Raw genomic sequence first — 17,472 nt, 5'->3', positions numbered from 1 at the left:
GACTGTTCCGCAACCGAATCGATTTCGTTTTCGCCGGATTCTTTTTGTCCTCTCAACCGGCTGAATCTGAACAGAAAAGTTGGTACAGCAACAGCCGCGACCCACTTTACGGGCAAGGCCTATTGCCTTTGTCGGCGGGCATTGCCATGTGTGGTGCGTGCGGACCGTACCAGCAATGGCGGCCTGCACGACAAGCAGATGAAGTCGATTCGCGGATAGTACGTTGAATTTTCGCCCCATGATCCTGAGCGGCCGCGGTGTCACGGCCGTTCTCGGCCCCACCAATACCGGCAAGACCCACTACGCGATCGAGCGGATGGTGGCGCATGGCAGCGGGGTCATCGGCCTGCCGCTGCGCCTTCTTGCGCGGGAGGTCTATACCCGTCTCGTTGAAAAAGTGGGTGCGCCGAATGTGGCGCTGATTACCGGCGAAGAAAAGATTTCCCCTCCCAAAGCCAAATATTCGGTCTGCACGGTGGAAGCCATGCCGCGCGAGACGACGGCCGCATTCGTCGCGATCGACGAGGTGCAGCTGGCCGGTGATCTGGAGCGTGGCCACATCTTCACCGACCGCGTGCTGCACTTGCGTGGGCGGGAGGAAACGTTGCTTCTCGGTGCAGGCACGATGCGCCCGATCCTTGAGAAGCTGCTGCCGGGAATTACCGTGGTCGAGCGGCCGCGCCTGTCGCAGCTTTTTTATGCGGGCCAGAAAAAGATCACCCGCCTGCCGCAACGCACGGCCATCGTCGCCTTTTCGGCGGAAGAGGTTTATGCCATCGCAGAGCTGGTGCGGCGCCAGCGCGGCGGTGCGGCTGTGGTGATGGGCGCGCTTTCGCCGCGAACGCGCAATGCCCAGGTCGGGCTCTACCAGTCCGGCGATGTCGAATATCTTGTCGCGACGGACGCCATTGGCATGGGGCTTAACCTCGATGTCGATCATGTCGCCTTCGCGCAGGACCGTAAATTTGACGGTTACCAGTTCCGCAATCTCAATCCCGGCGAGATCGGCCAGATCGCCGGCCGCGCCGGCCGCCATCTTCGCGATGGCACCTTCGGCGTGACGGGGCGCGTCGATCCCTTTGACGATGAATTGGTGGAGCGTATCGAAACCCATCAGTTCGATGCGGTGAAGGTGCTGCAATGGCGGACGAAGAATTTCGATTTTTCCTCCATCGCCAATCTGCGTCTGAGCCTCGATGCCGCGCCCACGATCCAGGGGCTTTCCCGGGCCTTGCCCGCAATCGACCAGCAGGCGCTGGAATATCTATCGCGTTATCCTGAAATCATCGACGTGACGACGAGCGATGCGCGGGTGGAAAAACTATGGGAGGCCTGCGCGCTTCCCGACTATCGCCGTATCGCGCCTGCCCAGCATGCCGACCTGATATCGACGCTCTATTTCGACCTCGTAAAACGCGGTGCGGTGAACGAAGATTTCATGTCAGAGCAGGTACGCCGCGCCGATCGCACGGATGGAGAGATCGATACCCTTTCTGCAAGGATTGCGCAGATCAGAACATGGACTTATGTATCGAACCGCCCAGGATGGCTTGCCGATCCGACACACTGGCAAGAAAAGACGCGGGAAATCGAGGATCGATTGTCCGATGCGCTACATGAAAGGTTGACGAAACGCTTTGTTGATCGCAGGACATCTGTGCTCATGAGGCGCCTGAGAGAGAATGCGATGCTTGAAGCTGAAATCAGTGTAAATGGTGATGTCTTCGTAGAAGGACATCACGTCGGCCAGTTGGCCGGGTTCCGGTTCACGCCGGTGCCGGGAATGGAAGGGCCGGATCAGAAGGCCGTGCAGGCTGCGGCGCAAAAGGCGCTCGCGCTCGAATACGAGGCGCGTGCCGCGCGTCTGCACGCCAGTGGAAATGGCGATCTTGCTTTGAGCTCCGATGGTCTGGTTCGCTGGTTGGGCGAGCCGGTGGCCCGCCTTTCGGCAGGTGACAACATCATGAAGCCGCGTGTGATCCTGCTTGCCGACGAACAGTTGAGCGGCAACGCCCGTGATCACGCGCTGGCGCGCGTCGAACGTTTCGTCAATCACCAGATTGCGACCGTGCTGAAGCCGCTGGACGATATTTCACGCGCCGAAGACCTTCAGGGTCTGGCAAAGGGCCTGGCGTTCCAGCTGGTCGAAAATCTTGGCGTTCTGTTCCGCCGCGACGTCACCGAAGACGTGAAGTCGCTGGATCAGGATGCGCGCGCCTCCATGCGCCGCTACGGCGTGCGTTTTGGCGCCTATCACGTCTTCCTGCCCGCATTGCTGAAGCCGGCTCCGGCCGAGCTTGTGACGCTGCTCTGGGCGCTGAAGAATGATGGCCTCGGCAAGCCGGGTTATGGCGATCTCATTCCGGTGCTCGCTGCCGGCCGCACCTCCGTGGTAACGGACCCCGCCTTCGAGCGTATGTTCTACAAGCTTGCCGGTTTCCGTTTCCTTGGAAAGCGTGCGGTTCGTATCGACATTCTCGAGCGTCTGGCTGATCTCATTCGTCCGCTGTTGCAGTGGAAGCCCGGCCAGCAGCCGCGCCCGGAAGGCGCCTATGATGGCCGTCGCTTCACGACGACGACCGCGATGCTCTCCATTCTCGGCGCGACGCTCGACGACATGGAAGAGATCCTCAAGGGTCTCGGCTACCGTGCCGACCAGGTGACGGCGGAAGAGGCGCAGGCCTTCCTCGCCAGCCAGACCGGCGCTGCTGCTCCGGCCGCCGCTGAGGCGGTGGCGGAAGAGGAAAGCGCTGAGGCCGAGCAGGATGAGCCCGCTTCGGAAGAACAGGCATCCGAAACGGCGGCTGTTGAAACCGTCGAGGAAACGCCGGTCGCGCAAGCCGTCAGCGACGAAGTTACGGTTGGTGAGACCGTGCCTGCGGAAAGCACTGAGGCTGCCGAGCCCAAGCCCGTTCTTCTGTGGCGCCCAGGTGGCCGCAACGAAAACCAGCGTAGCGAGAACCGTCGTCCGGGCAATCGCGGTCAAGGCCGTGATGGCGCGCGCGAGCAGGGCGAGCGTCGTGGTGAAGGCCGTCGCGATAATCGTGACGGCGCAAATCGCGAAGCCGCTAATCGCGGCGGCGAGGGTGAGCGCAAGCGTGATGGTGGACGCCCTGACCGCGGCAATCGCAACGATCGTCAGGATCGCGGCGAGCGCAAGGACAGGCCGGACCGTAATGACCGCGGCGGAAAACCGCAGGGTCAGCAGCGTTTCGAAGCCAAGCCTCCCCGCAAGGAGAAGCCGCTCGATCCGGATTCACCTTTCGCAAAGCTCGCTGCCCTCAAGGAGCAGCTGAAGAAGTAAGCCTATGGGGAGCAAAGAACAGCCATTGGAGAGTACGCGTCAGCGTCTGGACAAGTGGTTGTTCTTTGCCCGCATGGCTAAATCCCGCTCCCTTGCCCAAGGTTATATCCAGTCTGGCCAGGTTAAGGTCAATGATGTCACTATCCGTCAGCCAAGCCATGCGGTGAAGGCGGGTGACAGGCTCGATATCGGTTTCGAGCGAATGGACAAGGTACTCGTCGTCAAGTCCGGCGGCGAGCGGCGTGGGCCCTATGAAGAGGCCAGGCTTCTCTATGACGATCTGACGCCGCCAAGGGCGCCTTCCGACAGGCTGAGCCCCCTGGAGCAGGCGATGCGAGAGCCGGGCAGCGGTCGTCCGACCAAAAAAGAGCGCAGAGCGCTCGACAAGTTTCTGTCAGACAGTGACGGAAATACAGATTAGAATAAACCTCCAAGTCGAGCCGGTTTTTCAGAATTGTTTATCCTTGCTATCTGAAGGCAAAGGCATTACGTCACTTGCGAAATTGCCCTGTCTGAATTCCGGGCGACGGCTTGTGTTCCGAAGCCCAAAGACCCGGCCTGCATATTCTGGAGTTCATCATGACATATGTCGTGACCGACAATTGCATTCGCTGCAAATATACCGATTGCGTTGAAGTCTGCCCCGTCGACTGCTTTTATGAGGGTGAAAATTTCCTCGCGATCAATCCTGATGAATGCATCGATTGCGGTGTGTGCGAACCGGAATGTCCCGCCGAGGCGATCAAGCCCGATACGGAGCCGGGTCTCGACAAGTGGCTGAAGCTGAATGCGGAATATGCAGCGATCTGGCCGAACATCACGATAAAGCGTGATCCGATGCCCGAAGCCAAGGAAATGGACGGCGTCGAGGGTAAGCTGGACCTTTATTTTTCCGCTGAACCCGGTCAGGGCGACTGAGTTTTCGACGACCTGTTGTCTACGTATTATGATTTTAAGAGCCCTTGCAGCGTAAGCGCGAGGGCTTTTTGCTGGAATTCAGCCGCCTCGGCCGGATTGCAGCGTAGTCGAAAGCAGGGTCAGAAGGGCCACGCTTTCTTCCAGGCTTTGCCGCTGGCGGCTTTGCAATATGGCCGCCTGCAGGCGGTTCATCTCGCGCGCGATTGCCGCAGGCTGCCAGGTGCGCAGCGCTCTTTCGATGATCGGCTTTCTGCGAAAATGGATGTGGGGTCCAAGCGTTTGCATGACCTGCCCGGCCTGCTGCTTTTTCTCGTCCATCTCGGCCCGCATCTGATCAAGCAGCTGGAATTGCTTGAGGCATCCCTGAAGCACCAGGAAAATTGGCGTCTTCGAGGCGACGATCTTCTGGGTCGCATGGAAAAAGGCGTTTCTATCGCCCTTCAGGATGGCATCGACGGCATCGTCAGCGGAAACCGTGCTTGCATCGCCGATGATCGCCAGCACGTCGTCTTCCTCGATCACCTCCGCGCCACGACAATAAAGCGCGAGCTTGCGGATTTCGTTGCGCGAGGCAATGCGGTCGCCGCCGAGCGATTCGATCAGTCTCTGCCGCGCGGCCGGCGCGATGCGCAGATTGTCGGCCGACAGCTCCTGATCGATCAGTGCGTTCAACGAGCGCGCATCGTCGGCATAGCAGGGGATCGCGGCGATGGAACGCGCAGGTTCCGCGATCTTGCGCAGCCCCGTGCCCTTTTTGACATCGCCGGCTTCGATGATCAGGAAGCTCGCTTCCGGTGGCGTCTCGGCCAATAGCTGGAGGGCATCCACCAGCGCCCGTTCGGCCGAAGCACCTTTGACCCAGACGAGTTTCTCACCGCCGAAAAGGCCTATGGCATTCACCTCGTCTAGCAGACGGCCCGGGTCACCCTGCAGATCGGATGCGGTCAGCTTCAGCGACGCAAAAGCGTCGTCGGGATCGATGCCGGTTTTCTTCGCGATGATGCTCGCCCGCTCCGACACGAGGCCCCGATCCGGACCGTAAAGTACAAAAATGCGAAAGCGCTCCGCCGGGTTTTCGGCGAAGCGCTCAAATTCATGCGATTTTATCTCTGCCACGGCCCCGGCTCTCAGCGGCCGAGAGTGGCGGCGATATCGGTACGGATGATTTCAGCCAGTTCGCGAGCCGCCCGGTTTTCAGCATCGCGGGTTGCCCTGATCTTGGCGAATTCCTGCTGCGGCAGATCGACCTGCGCCGTTACGCTGCGGCGTGCGGAGCGCAGGATCTGACCGTCGGAAATACGGGTCAGAACATAGTTGCCGGTCATCACCACACGGCCGGGGTAGGGGCCGTCGTAATTGTTGTTCGCGCGGGTCGTCAGGTCGTAATTCTGCACTTCCGTCGTTGAGGAGCTCGAGCTGACGGAAATCTTGACGTTATATTGCGCCGTTGCCGGTTGGCCTGCACCGCCGCCCATCAGAAAGATCAACTGATTACGGACTTCCTGCCCAACTCTGCCACCGACGTCGGAAATGCTGACGGCTGCCAGTCTCTCCTTGGTCCCGGAAGCTTCGCCATATAGCGGGCGCACCTGGCAACCCGCTAGAAGACCAGCCATCATCACGACGGAAATTGCTGCCGCGACGCGGCTCCATCTCGAAAAAACGTCAGACAACAATGTTCACAATCCTCTGCGGAACCACGATGACTTTCTTGGGCTCGCCACCGGCAAGAATGGATTTGACGGCATCCAGCGCAAGGGCGGCCGTGCGGACCGCATCTTGATCCGCATCGCGCGCGATTGTCAATTCGCCGCGCTTCTTGCCGTTGACCTGGACGGGCATGACCACATCGTTTTCCTCGACCAGTGAGGCGACGAAAGCTGGCCACGGCGTCTGGGCGACGAGACCTGTGTTGCCTAGGGCCGACCAGCATTCTTCGGCCAGATGCGGTGTCATGGGGGCGATGATGCGGATGAGAATTTCGACGGCGTCGCGTGCCGCCGCCCTCACGTCATCCGACTTGCCGCCCGCCGCGACATCGGCAAGTGGTCCTGCCAAGGCGTTGACCAGCTCGTAAATGCGGGCAATCGCCTTGTTGAAGGCGAGCTTGTCCAGATCTTCCTGAACAGCCTTCAGCGTCTTGTGGGCGGCCTTGGAGGCTGCCAGACCTTCGCCTTCGGCCGCAGGCTTCGGCTTGACGCTCTTCAGTTCCCCGGCGACTTCGCCGATGATGCGCCAGACGCGCTGGACGAAACGGTTTGCACCCTCCACGCCAGCTTCCGACCAGATGACGTCGCGATCCGGCGGAGAGTCCGACAGGACGAAGAAGCGTGCGGTATCCGCCCCGTAGGATGCGATGATATCGTCCGGGTCGACCACGTTCTTCTTAGATTTCGACATCTTCTCGATCGAGCCGATCTTCACTTCCGCGCCAGAAGACAGGAGGAATGCCCGGCGGGCGCCGTCCGTCTCTTCGATACGCAGGTCGGCGGGTGCTATCCATTCGCGGCCTGTGCCCTCGCCATGGCTGTAGGTCTCGTGCACCACCATGCCCTGCGTGAACAGGCCCTTGAAGGGTTCCTTGACGCCGACATGACCGGTCTCGCGCATGGCGCGGGTGAAGAAACGCGAATAGAGCAGGTGCAGGATGGCGTGCTCGATGCCGCCAATATATTGATCGACCGGCAGCCAGTGATTGGCAACCTTCGGGTCGGTCGGCTGGTCTTCCCACGGTGCTGTGAAGCGGGTGTAATACCAGCTGGAATCGACAAAGGTATCCATCGTGTCGGTTTCGCGCCGCGCGTCATGACCGCATTGCGGGCAGGCGACATGACGCCATGTGGGGTGCCGGTCCAGCGGGTTGCCGGGCACGTCGAAGGTCACGTCATCGGGCAGCTTGACCGGCAGGTCCTTCTTCGGAACCGGCACCACGCCGCAGACTTCGCAATGGATGACGGGGATGGGGCAACCCCAGTAGCGCTGGCGGGAAATGCCCCAGTCGCGCAGGCGGAAATTGACCTTGCGCTCAGCCTGCGGCGCATTGCCCAGCATCTCGGCGGAGAGCTTCTGCACGACTGCCTCAAAGGCGTCAGCCGTCTTCATGCCGTTCAGGAAGCCGGAATTGATCATCACGCCGTCATCGGTATAGGCCGTGTCGTCGACGGTGAAGCTTTCTGCATCCGGGCCTTCGGGTGCGACGACGGCCACGACCGGCAGGCCGTATTTGCGAGCGAAATCCAGATCGCGCTGGTCACCCGAGGGGCAGCCGAAGATTGCGCCGGTGCCGTAATCCATCAAGACGAAATTGGCGACATAGACGGGCAGTTCCCAGGTCGGATCCAGCGGGTGAACGACCTTCACGCCAGTATCGATACCCTTCTTTTCAGCGGTTTCCAGTGCTGCCAGAGAGGTACCATGGCGGCGGCATTCATCGCAGAACGCGGCAATATCGGGGTTGTTCGCCGACAGTTCCTTTGCCAGCGGATGGTCGGCGGCGATCGCCAGGAAGGATGCGCCGAACAGGGTGTCGGGACGCGTTGTATAAACGGTGATATCGGAAAAACCTTCTGGCGCCGTCTCAGTGACGGTTTGCCAGCGCAGCGACAGGCCTTCGGAACGGCCGATCCAGTTCTTCTGCATCAGGCGCACTTTTTCCGGCCACTGGTCCAGTTCATCCAGTTCGTCCAGCAGGTCCTGGCTGAAATCGGTGATGCGGAAGAACCATTGTGTCAGTTCGCGCTGTTCGACCAGTGCGCCGGAGCGCCAGCCGCGGCCGTCGATCACCTGCTCATTGGCCAGAACCGTGTGGTCGACCGGATCCCAGTTGACCTTGGACTGCTTGCGGTAAACCAGGCCCTTTTCCATGAAATCGACGAACAGCGCCTGCTGGCGATGGTAATATTCCACGTCGCAGGTCGCGAATTCGCGGGTCCAGTCCAGCGACAGGCCCATGGACTTCAGCTGGCCGCGCATGGTGGCGATGTTCTGGTAGGTCCAGTCCTTCGGGTGAACCTTGTTCTGCATGGCCGCGTTTTCCGCAGGCATGCCGAAGGCGTCCCAGCCCATCGGGTGCAGAACGTTGAAGCCGCGCGCGCGCTTGTAGCGCGCAACCACATCACCCATCGCGTAGTTGCGGACATGGCCCATATGGATGCGTCCCGATGGGTAGGGAAACATCTCTAGAACGTAATACTTCTCGCGCGGATCGCTGTTGTCGGTCACGAAAACCTTGTCTTCGTTCCATTTCTGCTGCCAGCGCGGCTCGGCGTCGCGAGGATTGTAACGTTCGATGGCCATTGTTCTGAATTCCGGGTATCGAGGGGAAAAATTTGCGCTGACCTTCACCATGAAACGACCGGGGCGTCAAGTTTGGCGGGGCGTCCGGGCGTTCAATCTTGGCCAGCGTGCCTCAAATGGTGCTAAACCCGCTTGGCATCAAGGCAATCGGCGTCTAGTTAGCTTGCGAATGGTTCAAATAAAGGTTCTGTGATGGAAATCGAAGCACGTCTTGAGGATGTCAGGCAGCGGATCGCGGAAGCTGCGGAGAAATCCGGCCGCAAGGCAGAGGCGGTGGCACTGGTCGCCGTCTCGAAGACATTCGACGCGGAGGCGATCCAGCCGGTCATCAATGGTGGCCAGCGCGTGTTCGGCGAGAACCGCGTACAGGAAGCGCAGGGCAAATGGCCTGCCCTGAAAGAAAAGACACCTGACATCGAGCTGCATCTGATCGGCCCGCTGCAATCCAACAAGGCGGCGGATGCCGTTGCATTATTTGATGTCGTGCAGAGCATCGACCGGGAAAAGATCGCCCGCGCGCTTTCCGAAGAATGCGTCAAGCAGGGCCGCAGCCTTCGTTTCTATGTGCAGGTCAATACCGGGCTTGAGCCGCAGAAGGCCGGCATCGATCCGCGCGAGACGGCTACCTTTGTTGCTTTTTGCCGGGATGAGCTGAAATTGCCGGTCGAGGGGCTGATGTGCATTCCGCCGGCGGAGGAAAATCCCGGTCCGCATTTTGCGCTTCTGGCGAAGCTTGCAAAACAATGCGGCCTCGAGAAGCTTTCCATGGGCATGTCCGGCGATTTCGAAACCGCAGTCGAATTCGGCGCAACGAGCGTGCGCGTCGGCTCGGCGATCTTCGGCGCTCGATAAATCATCAAACAAAAAACCCGGCGTTTCGGCCGGGTTTTCAGACAATGCAAGACTTTCGATCAGTAGTGATCGTCCTCGTCTTCGTCCTTCGGTGTCGACTTCAGCGAAGAGAGCTTCTTGAAGACCGCGTCTGCATCGATCTGTTCTTCTTCTTCGCGCTGGAAGCTGTAGTCCAGACCTTCCGTTGCCGTTGCCGGCTGCAGCGTGTTGCCGAGTTCTTCGGCGGTCGGCAGCGGACGGCCGCGAGAGGCGCGTTCAACTTCGAGGTCGAGATCAATCTGGCTGCAGAGGCCGAGCGTTACCGGATCCATCGGCGTCAGGTTGGCGGAATTCCAGTGGGTGCGGTCGCGGATCTGCTCGATGGTGGATTTGGTCGTGCCGACGAGGCGCGAAATCTGTGCATCCTTCAGTTCCGGATGGTTGCGAACCAGCCAGAGAATGGCGTTCGGACGATCCTGACGCTTGGAAACCGGCGTGTAGCGCGGGCCGCGGCGCTTGGATTCCGGCACGCGGACCTTCGGCTCGGAGAGCTTGAGCTTGTGGTTCGGATTGCCTTCAGCGCGGGCAATCTCGTCGCGGGAAAGCTGTCCGGTCGCGATGGGGTCGAGGCCCTTGATGCCCTGCGCGGCTTCACCGTCGGCAATCGCCTTGACTTCAAGCGGATGCAGTTTGCAGAACGTGGCGATCTGATCGAACGACAGCGCGGTGTTGTCAACCAGCCATACAGCCGTAGCCTTTGGCATGAGCAATTGTTGAGCCATAGATACAGTCCTTCTGTCCGTCCGCGCCGGTGTCGCGGGCGTGGTATCAACCACTGATTTCCGGGATATTGGCGCTCTATAACCGGATTGCATCATAATTGCAATTCTTTGCAAAACAAATGCCTTTGTCTAATTGCCGTGCGTGATCGACCTGCTATGAATTCACCACATGCCTGAGGTGGGAGTCTCAAGGCGCCCGTTTAGAACAAGACATTTATGGTTTCAGGAGGAGTTTATGTCTGCCAAGATTTATCCGGTGCTCAAATCGGCAAAAGCCCGCACGCTCATCGACAATGAGCGTTACCAGAAATGGTATCAGGAGAGCGTCGAGGATCCCGAAAAGTTCTGGGACAAGCACGGCCGGCGGATCGACTGGTTCAAACCCTATACCAAGGTCAAGAACACCTCCTTCAAGGGAAGGGTGCCGATCAAGTGGTTCGAGGACGGCCTGACCAACGTCTCCTATAACTGTATCGACCGGCATCTGAAGACCCATGGTGAGCGCACGGCGATCATCTGGGAAGGCGACAATCCCTATATCGACAAGAAGATCACCTATAACCAACTCTATGACTATGTCTGCCGCCTGGCGAACGTGCTGAAGAAGCATGGCGTGAAGAAGGGCGACCGCGTCACCATCTACATGCCGATGATACCCGAGGCGGCCTATGCCATGCTCGCCTGCGCCCGTATCGGCGCCATTCACTCCGTCGTGTTCGGCGGGTTCTCACCGGAAGCGTTGGCGGGCCGTATCGTCGACTGCCAGTCCACTTTCGTCATCACCTGCGATGAGGGCGTACGCGGCGGTAAACCGATCCCGCTCAAGGAAAACACCGACAAGGCGATCGATATTGCCGCCAAGCAATATGTCATCGTCAACAAGGTTCTGGTCGTGCGCCGCACCGGCGGCAAGACCGGCTGGGCGCCGGGCCGCGACATCTGGTACCATCAGGAAATCGCTACCGTGAAGCCGGATTGCCCGCCGGTGAAGATGCGGGCGGAAGATCCGCTTTTCATTCTTTACACGTCAGGCTCCACCGGCAAGCCGAAGGGCGTGCTGCACACCACGGGCGGCTATCTCGTTTATACGTCGATGACGCATGAATATGTCTTCGACTACAAGGACGGTGAGGTCTATTGGTGTACCGCTGATGTCGGCTGGGTCACGGGCCATTCCTACATCGTCTACGGGCCGCTTGCGAACTGCGCGACGACGCTGATGTTCGAAGGCGTTCCCAACTTCCCGGACCAGGGTCGTTTCTGGGAAGTCATCGACAAGCACAAGGTCAATATCTTCTATACCGCACCGACGGCGCTCAGATCGCTGATGGGGGCCGGAGACCAGTTCGTCCAGCGCTCCTCGCGCTCCAGCATCAGGCTTCTCGGCACGGTTGGCGAGCCGATCAATCCGGAAGCCTGGGAGTGGTATTACCATGTGGTCGGTGAGGACAAGAGCCCCATCGTCGACACCTGGTGGCAGACGGAAACCGGCGGCATTCTCATCTCGCCGCTACCGGGCGCGACCGATTTGAAGCCGGGTTCGGCGACAAGGCCGTTCTTCGGCGTGCAGCCGCAGCTGGTCGATGCCGAAGGCAAGGTGCTGGAGGGGCCGGCCGATGGTAATCTCTGCATCATCGACAGCTGGCCGGGCCAGTCGCGGTCCGTCTATGGCGATCACCAGCGTTTTATCGATACCTATTTCTCGACCTATAAGGGCAAGTACTTCACCGGTGACGGCTGCCGGCGCGATGAGGACGGCTATTACTGGATCACCGGCCGCGTCGATGATGTCCTGAACGTTTCCGGCCATCGCCTCGGCACGGCCGAGGTGGAATCGGCGCTGGTGTCGCATCACCAGGTTTCGGAAGCGGCAGTGGTCGGTTATCCGCATCCCATCAAGGGGCAGGGCATTTATTGTTATGTCACGCTGATGGCGGGTCAGAATGGTGACTATGCGCTGCGGGAGGAGCTGATAAAGCACGTCCGCAACGAGATCGGGCCCGTTGCTACGCCTGACAAGATCCAGTTCGCGCCGGGCCTGCCGAAGACCCGTTCGGGCAAGATCATGCGGCGTATCCTGCGGAAAATCGCCGAGGACGATTTCGGTGCGCTGGGGGATACATCGACGCTCGCCGATCCGGCGGTTGTCGAAGATTTGATCGCCAACCGGCAGAACCGCACGGCGTGATCTTTTGAAAAGGCTGCTTCGGCGGCCTTTTCTGTCAGCTATTTTTACAAACAAAAACACCCGGAGGCGGAACCTCCGGGTGTTTTTCGTTTCAACCTGATGGGCTTACTGGCCGCGGATCTTCTTCAGGTCCGCCAGAACGGCGTCAACGACGTCGGCACCGATTTCAGCCTTGTGCTTTTCGTAGACGACCATCGACTTTTCGCGAATGCGGGTCTGCTCTTCCGCAGACAGAGCGTTCACTTCGAGACCGGCAGCCTTGATCTTTTCCAGCGACTTCTGGTTCAGGTCGCGGATGACCTTGCGCTCTTCGTCGCGGCCGACGACTGCGCATTCACGCAGGGCCGTCTGTTCTTCGGGCGTGTAGCTGTCGAAGATCGGCTTGGAGAAGAGGAAGAGGAACGGCGTGTAAGCGTGATTCGTCTCGGTGATGTACTTCTGCACCTCGTAGAACTTGGAGGTGTCGATCGTTACATAGGGGTTTTCCTGTGCGTCGATCGCGTTGGTTTCAAGCGCGGAGAAGACTTCGCCGAAAGCCATCGGCGTTGCATTGGCGCCGAGGTTCTGGAAGGTGTCGAGGAAGATGTTGTTCTGCATCACGCGAACCTTGAGGCCGGAGAAGTCTTCCCACTTCGTAACGGCATGCTTGGAGTTCGAGAGATTGCGGAAGCCGTTTTCCCAGTAAGCGAGGTTCACGAGACCCTGCTCTTCCAGCTTCTTGTTCATCATGTCGCCGAAGGCGCCGTCCATGACGGCATCGGCTTCCTTGTCGTTTGCAAAGAGGAACGGCAGGTCGAAGACGCCGAGCGACGGGATGAGGCCAACGAGCGGCGAGGACGATGTCACAACGGCTTCCTGAACGCCGGAGCGCAGGGCCTGCGTTGCCTGAAGGTCACCGCCGAGAGCGCCGCCCCAGAATGCCGTCAGCTTCAGCTTGCCGCCCGACTTGTCGTCGAGGCAGGCCTGCATGGCCTTGATGCCGTTGCCGACGGGGTGATCCTGGTTGATGCCGTTCGAAACACGGATGTTACGGCTGTTGAATTCGGCCATTGCCGGAGCTGCGGCGCCAACGGCGAAAGCGATGGCCGTGGTAGTCAGAAGAAGCTTTCTCATAATATCCTCCCTTGGATTATGTTCGAGAAACAGGTTGCGGATTAACGGAGATACTGCAGCGGTACGAGGACGATGTCCGGGAAAATCACCAGCAGCGCCAGGACGATGGTTTCGGCGACGAGGAACGGCCAGACACCGATCGTGACCTTGCCGAGTGGAATGCGGCCGACACCGCTGACGACGTTCAGCACGACGCCGACCGGAGGCGTAATCAGGCCGATGGCGTTGTTGATGATGAAGAGAACACCGAAATAGACCGGATCAATGCCCGCCTGTTTGACGATAGGCATCAGAACAGGCGTCAGGATCAGGATGGTCGGCGTCAGGTCGAGTGCCGTTCCGACAATGAAGACCAGTACCATCATTGCGGCCATCAGAAGCATCGGGCGGTCGATCAGCGGCTCGATATAGCCTGCGACTTCGTTCGGAATGTTCGCTGCCGTGATAAGCCATGCGGAGACGAGTGCCGCGCAAACCAGGAACATGATGATGGACGTGCTCTTGGCGGCGCGCAGAAGCACGTGGAACAGATCCGCCGGCTTCAGTTCGCGATAGATCACCATACCGACGAAAAGCGCGTAGACAGCCGCAACGACGGCAGCTTCCGTCGGCGTCATGATGCCTGCTTTGATGCCGCCGAGAATGATGACAGGCATGCCGAGCGCCCAGCCGGCGCGAGCCGTGGCGGTCAGACGTTCCTTGGCGGAGGTCTTCGGCAGCGGCTGGACGTTATCCTTGCGGACCACGATCAGCCAGGCGACGATCAGCGAAATGCCCATGAGAATGCCGGGAACGATACCCGCAAGGAAAAGCTGGGTGATCGAGACGTTGGCGGCAACACCGAAAACGATGAAGGCCATGGACGGCGGAATGACCGGGGCGATGATACCGCCTGCGGCGATGAGGCCACCCGAGCGCGGAATGTTGTAACCGGCCTTCGCCATCATCGGGATAAGGATTGCGGCAAGGGCTGCGGTATCGGCTGCGGCCGAGCCGGAGATGCTGGCCATGATGATGGCCGCCACGATGGCCACGATGCCGAGACCACCACGGATGTGACCGACAAGCGCGATCGCAAAGTCGATGATGCGGCGGGAAAGGCCGCCGGAATTCATCAGTTCGCCGGCCAAGATGAAGAAGGGGATGGCAAGCAGCGTGAAGGTGTCTGCGCCCGAGATCATGTTCTGGGCGATGATCGCGGTGTTGAACATGCCCATGTACCACATGAGCACGACGCCGCAGAACATCAGCGAGAAAGCGACGGGAACGCCAATAGCCATGGCTCCCAGCAGAGAGCCGACAAAAACGAGAAGTGTCATGGTATCAGCGCTCCGAAAGCTGTTCGATCGTCAGATTCTCGCCCGCGAACTGGGCGATTTCGTCTTCTGTCACGCGGCCCGTCACATAACGGTACAGGCGCTCCAGTGCGATGATGAACATCAGGCCGCCGGTGAACATGCCGATGCCATAGACCCAGATCATCGACAGCTTGGTGACGGGAGCGTGCATGCTGGCATTGATGCCGGACTGTTTCCAGGTGCCCCAGAAGAAGATGGCGGAACAGGCCAGAATGATGATGTTCGACACGATCATGCAGACGACGCGGGCGCGGCGCGACAGGAACATCACGAGCGTTTCGATGCCCATATGGCTGTTTTCGCGGAAGGTAAGCACGGCGCCGATGAAGGTCAGCCACACGAAGAAATATCGCGACAGTTCTTCCGAGATGTTGATGCCGGAATTCATCGTATAACGCATGACGACGTTGACGAAGACCATGATCGACATGCCGGCGAGCAGCAGGACGAGAATGATTTCGAGAATCCGGTAAAAGAGATTGATGGTCTTTTGCATTTTCCCCTCCCGAAGAAATATCTAGAGCAGCCCTCGTTTCGCCAGGTTGCGCATCAGGGCCGCGGTGCCGAATGTCCATTCCGGGCATTCGTCGGTCGTGGTGACCCAGTTGATCAGCTTACCGAGCTTGGGCGTGGAGATTTCGACACGGTCACCCTTTGAATGGGTGAAGCCGAGGCCTGGGCCATGGCGATCCTTCACCGGCGCGAACATCGTGCCAAGGAAAAAGACGGCGCCGTCAGGATATTGGTGGTTGCGGTTCAAGAGCTGCGAAGCGAGGTTTTCCGGTGTGCGGCTGATCGCTTCCATGGGGCTGACGCCCGTCATGGTGAAGCCGTCTTCGCCTTCGACCAGAAGTGATATCTGCGACTTCTTCACGTCTTCGATGGTGAAGTTGCCGTCAAACAGGCGGATGAAAGGACCAATCGCGCAGGAAGCGTTATTGTCCTTTGCCTTGCTGAGAAGCAGGGCGGAACGGCCTTCGAAATCGCGCAGATTAACATCGTTGCCAAGTGTCGCGCCGACGATGCGACCATCGGAAGCGATGGCCAGCACCACTTCCGGTTCCGGGTTGTTCCATTGCGATTTCGGGTGAACGCCGATCAGCGCGCCGCAGCCGACGGAAGCCATGGCCTGCGCCTTGGAGAAAATTTCCGCATCCGGGCCAATGCCCACTTCCAGATATTGCGACCAGAGGCCCATTTCCTGGAGCAGTTTCTTCACTTCGGCCGCTTTTTCGGAGCCAGCTTCAAGTCCCTTGAGATTGTCGCCGAGAACCGGCGCCAGCCTCCCGCGGATTTCCTGCGCGCGAAGCGGGTCACCCTTGGCCTGTTCTTCGATCACACGCTCCAGCATGCTGTCGGCGAAGGTGACGCCTGCGGCCTTGACGGCCTGAATATCATTGGGGGCAAGAAGTTCGCCTGCGGAACCGTCCAGAAATGCTTCCAGTGCGCCCAAGGCGACAAAAGTGCCGGTGTCGGCAAGCCGCTCAACCAGATCCGTCTTTTCCAGCAGCTCCGACATGGTGGGCGAGACGGAGGTGAGATCGTAAAGGACGCCGCCCTTGAGCAGGACCGGGCAGGGGCCACCTTCGCTTTTCGACCAGACGCGGCCAACGAGCAGCGCGTTCTCGAAATCTTCAGGCAAAATTGCGGCAGCGTCGATGGACCTTGTACCGGCCATGTAGTCCTCCCCTTCAGTCTCCAGACAATCCGCCTCCTGCGGTCTTATTGTCTGGATGTCTGACAACCAAATCCCATTCTTCTTAGTATGACTTTTCTGACGAGTCTAGCGGTGTCGCGGACAAAATTATCGTGTTTCGCCTCTGGACTACCGGAAAGCTGTGAAACCTGTCCTATAGCTTTGCGGTTGAGGCCTTTATTCTATCCTCAGAATATATCCAGTTCGAGGTTGACCCGGCTTGCCGCACCCATCAGGTGCTTGCGCATGGCATTCTTGGCCGCAGTCGCATCGGCGCTTTCGACAGCTTCGTAGATGGCGACATGTTCGGCGATCGTCACCTCGAGAATTTCACCAAAAACAGCCCGGGAGAAAGCGATGTTGATGGCGGAGCTGATGCGTTCCGCAATAAAGCCGAGGAACATCAGAAAATATTCGTTCTGCGTCGCTTCCGCCAGAATGCGGTGGAAGTCGAGATCGGCCGCAACGCCCTCTGTCGCCCAGTCGTCGGCGGTCTTCATCTTTTCCAGCGCCGCAGCGAGCCGCGTCAATTGTTGTGGCGTGCGGTGCAGTGCTGCCAGACCCGCCGCCTCGATTTCCAGCGGCATACGAAGCTGGAATAGATCGCGGAAATTTTCCGGGTCGTTGAGGCGGGAGCGCTCGATGCGGATGGACAGTCGCTGCCGGGGATCGGTGACGAATGCGCCCACGCCCTGCCGTGTTTCGACAAAACCCTCATTGCGCAATTGCGCGATCGCCTCGCGGATGACCGAGCGGCTGACGCCGAAGGTTTTCGCCAGAACATGTTCCGTCGGCAACCTGTCGCCCGGCCCGAGTTTCGAATCATTGATCTCGCGGGCGATCTCCGCGGCGATCCGGCCGGGAAGATGGTCGTTGCGATGTATCTGATTGAACTCCAGCGTCATGGTTGCTCCCGTTCCACAGAAACGATTGGTTCGTTTTCCCCGTGGCAGCAGCTTCCTCCTCCGCTGCCAGCAGGTTTTTCA

Annotated in this window: 14 protein-coding genes; 5 read left to right on the top strand and 9 right to left on the bottom strand. The window is 59.3% G+C overall.

Annotated features, from left to right (window positions below):
- The first annotated feature begins 238 nt into the window (after positions 1 to 238).
- From FY152_12075 to FY152_12065, 3 genes are all read left to right on the top strand, one after another.
- Positions 239 to 3,304 (top strand): helicase, encoded by a 3,066-nt coding sequence (locus FY152_12075; GenBank protein UXS33275.1) that lies wholly within the window; start codon positions 239 to 241, stop codon positions 3,302 to 3,304.
- 4 nt (positions 3,305 to 3,308) lie between these two features.
- Positions 3,309 to 3,725, top strand: a complete 417-nt coding sequence (locus tag FY152_12070; protein ID UXS32796.1) for an RNA-binding S4 domain-containing protein — start codon at positions 3,309 to 3,311, stop codon at positions 3,723 to 3,725.
- 158 nt (positions 3,726 to 3,883) lie between these two features.
- Entirely contained in the window at positions 3,884 to 4,222 is a 339-nt protein-coding gene (locus tag FY152_12065; GenBank protein UXS32795.1) for a ferredoxin family protein, read from the top strand.
- A 78-nt stretch (positions 4,223 to 4,300) separates the two neighbouring features.
- Here FY152_12065 and FY152_12060 read toward each other — a convergent pair whose 3' ends face one another.
- Genes FY152_12060 through FY152_12050 form a run of 3 tightly spaced genes read right to left on the bottom strand, consistent with a single transcriptional unit; the run spans position 4,301 to position 8,518 of the window.
- Positions 4,301 to 5,338 (bottom strand): DNA polymerase III subunit delta, encoded by a 1,038-nt coding sequence (locus tag FY152_12060; protein UXS32794.1) that lies wholly within the window; start codon positions 5,336 to 5,338, stop codon positions 4,301 to 4,303.
- Between the two features lie 11 nt (positions 5,339 to 5,349).
- A complete protein-coding gene (locus FY152_12055; GenBank protein UXS32793.1) occupies positions 5,350 to 5,895 on the bottom strand; it encodes a hypothetical protein in 546 nt (181 codons plus the stop codon).
- Positions 5,888 to 8,518, bottom strand: a complete 2,631-nt coding sequence (locus FY152_12050) for a leucine--tRNA ligase (protein UXS32792.1) — start codon at positions 8,516 to 8,518, stop codon at positions 5,888 to 5,890. Before FY152_12050 ends, FY152_12055 begins: the two co-directional genes overlap by 8 nt.
- A gap of 192 nt (positions 8,519 to 8,710) precedes the next feature.
- On the opposite strand from FY152_12050, the gene FY152_12045 reads away from it, so the two are divergent.
- On the top strand, positions 8,711 to 9,370 hold the full coding sequence (locus FY152_12045) for a YggS family pyridoxal phosphate-dependent enzyme (GenBank protein ID UXS32791.1): 660 nt from the start codon (positions 8,711 to 8,713) through the stop codon (positions 9,368 to 9,370).
- A gap of 59 nt (positions 9,371 to 9,429) precedes the next feature.
- Here FY152_12045 and FY152_12040 read toward each other — a convergent pair whose 3' ends face one another.
- Complete coding sequence (locus FY152_12040) at positions 9,430 to 10,131, bottom strand: DUF1013 domain-containing protein (protein UXS32790.1); 702 nt, start codon at positions 10,129 to 10,131, stop codon at positions 9,430 to 9,432.
- Between the two features lie 235 nt (positions 10,132 to 10,366).
- Between FY152_12040 and acs the strand changes: the two genes are divergently transcribed.
- Positions 10,367 to 12,319 carry an acetate--CoA ligase gene (gene acs, locus FY152_12035; protein ID UXS32789.1) on the top strand — a complete coding sequence of 651 codons (1,953 nt, stop codon included), beginning with the start codon at positions 10,367 to 10,369 and terminating at the stop codon, positions 12,317 to 12,319.
- A 105-nt stretch (positions 12,320 to 12,424) separates the two neighbouring features.
- Here acs and FY152_12030 read toward each other — a convergent pair whose 3' ends face one another.
- The 5 genes from FY152_12030 to FY152_12010 form a co-directional block, all read right to left on the bottom strand.
- Positions 12,425 to 13,432 (bottom strand): TRAP transporter substrate-binding protein, encoded by a 1,008-nt coding sequence (locus FY152_12030; protein ID UXS32788.1) that lies wholly within the window; start codon positions 13,430 to 13,432, stop codon positions 12,425 to 12,427.
- Positions 13,433 to 13,473: 41 nt separating this feature from the next.
- Positions 13,474 to 14,751 carry a TRAP transporter large permease subunit gene (locus FY152_12025; protein UXS32787.1) on the bottom strand — a complete coding sequence of 426 codons (1,278 nt, stop codon included), beginning with the start codon at positions 14,749 to 14,751 and terminating at the stop codon, positions 13,474 to 13,476.
- A 4-nt stretch (positions 14,752 to 14,755) separates the two neighbouring features.
- Entirely contained in the window at positions 14,756 to 15,286 is a 531-nt protein-coding gene (locus tag FY152_12020) for a TRAP transporter small permease (protein UXS32786.1), read from the bottom strand.
- Positions 15,287 to 15,307: 21 nt separating this feature from the next.
- Positions 15,308 to 16,468, bottom strand: a complete 1,161-nt coding sequence (locus tag FY152_12015) for a fumarylacetoacetate hydrolase family protein (protein ID UXS32785.1) — start codon at positions 16,466 to 16,468, stop codon at positions 15,308 to 15,310.
- 206 nt (positions 16,469 to 16,674) lie between these two features.
- Positions 16,675 to 17,391 (bottom strand): FadR family transcriptional regulator, encoded by a 717-nt coding sequence (locus FY152_12010; protein ID UXS32784.1) that lies wholly within the window; start codon positions 17,389 to 17,391, stop codon positions 16,675 to 16,677.
- Positions 17,392 to 17,472: the final 81 nt, after the last annotated feature.

The organism is Agrobacterium tumefaciens (assembly GCA_025560025.1).
In the GTDB taxonomy this organism is placed as follows: Bacteria; Pseudomonadota; Alphaproteobacteria; order Rhizobiales; family Rhizobiaceae; genus Agrobacterium.
The sequence above is the reverse complement of the archived record's forward strand: the minus strand, read 5'-3'. Positions and strand labels throughout refer to the sequence as shown.

Coding starts and splice junctions, on each gene's coding strand:
- FY152_12020 (UXS32786.1), bottom strand. CDS start 15,286: ATGCAAAAGACCATCAATCTCTTTTACCGGATTCTCGAAATCATTCTC.
- FY152_12015 (UXS32785.1), bottom strand. CDS start 16,468: ATGGCCGGTACAAGGTCCATCGACGCTGCCGCAATTTTGCCTGAAGAT.
- FY152_12045 (UXS32791.1), top strand. CDS start 8,711: ATGGAAATCGAAGCACGTCTTGAGGATGTCAGGCAGCGGATCGCGGAA.
- FY152_12065 (UXS32795.1), top strand. CDS start 3,884: ATGACATATGTCGTGACCGACAATTGCATTCGCTGCAAATATACCGAT.
- FY152_12040 (UXS32790.1), bottom strand. CDS start 10,131: ATGGCTCAACAATTGCTCATGCCAAAGGCTACGGCTGTATGGCTGGTT.
- FY152_12075 (UXS33275.1), top strand. CDS start 239: ATGATCCTGAGCGGCCGCGGTGTCACGGCCGTTCTCGGCCCCACCAAT.
- FY152_12030 (UXS32788.1), bottom strand. CDS start 13,432: ATGAGAAAGCTTCTTCTGACTACCACGGCCATCGCTTTCGCCGTTGGC.
- FY152_12070 (UXS32796.1), top strand. CDS start 3,309: ATGGGGAGCAAAGAACAGCCATTGGAGAGTACGCGTCAGCGTCTGGAC.
- FY152_12025 (UXS32787.1), bottom strand. CDS start 14,751: ATGACACTTCTCGTTTTTGTCGGCTCTCTGCTGGGAGCCATGGCTATT.
- FY152_12010 (UXS32784.1), bottom strand. CDS start 17,391: ATGACGCTGGAGTTCAATCAGATACATCGCAACGACCATCTTCCCGGC.
- FY152_12050 (UXS32792.1), bottom strand. CDS start 8,518: ATGGCCATCGAACGTTACAATCCTCGCGACGCCGAGCCGCGCTGGCAG.
- acs (UXS32789.1), top strand. CDS start 10,367: ATGTCTGCCAAGATTTATCCGGTGCTCAAATCGGCAAAAGCCCGCACG.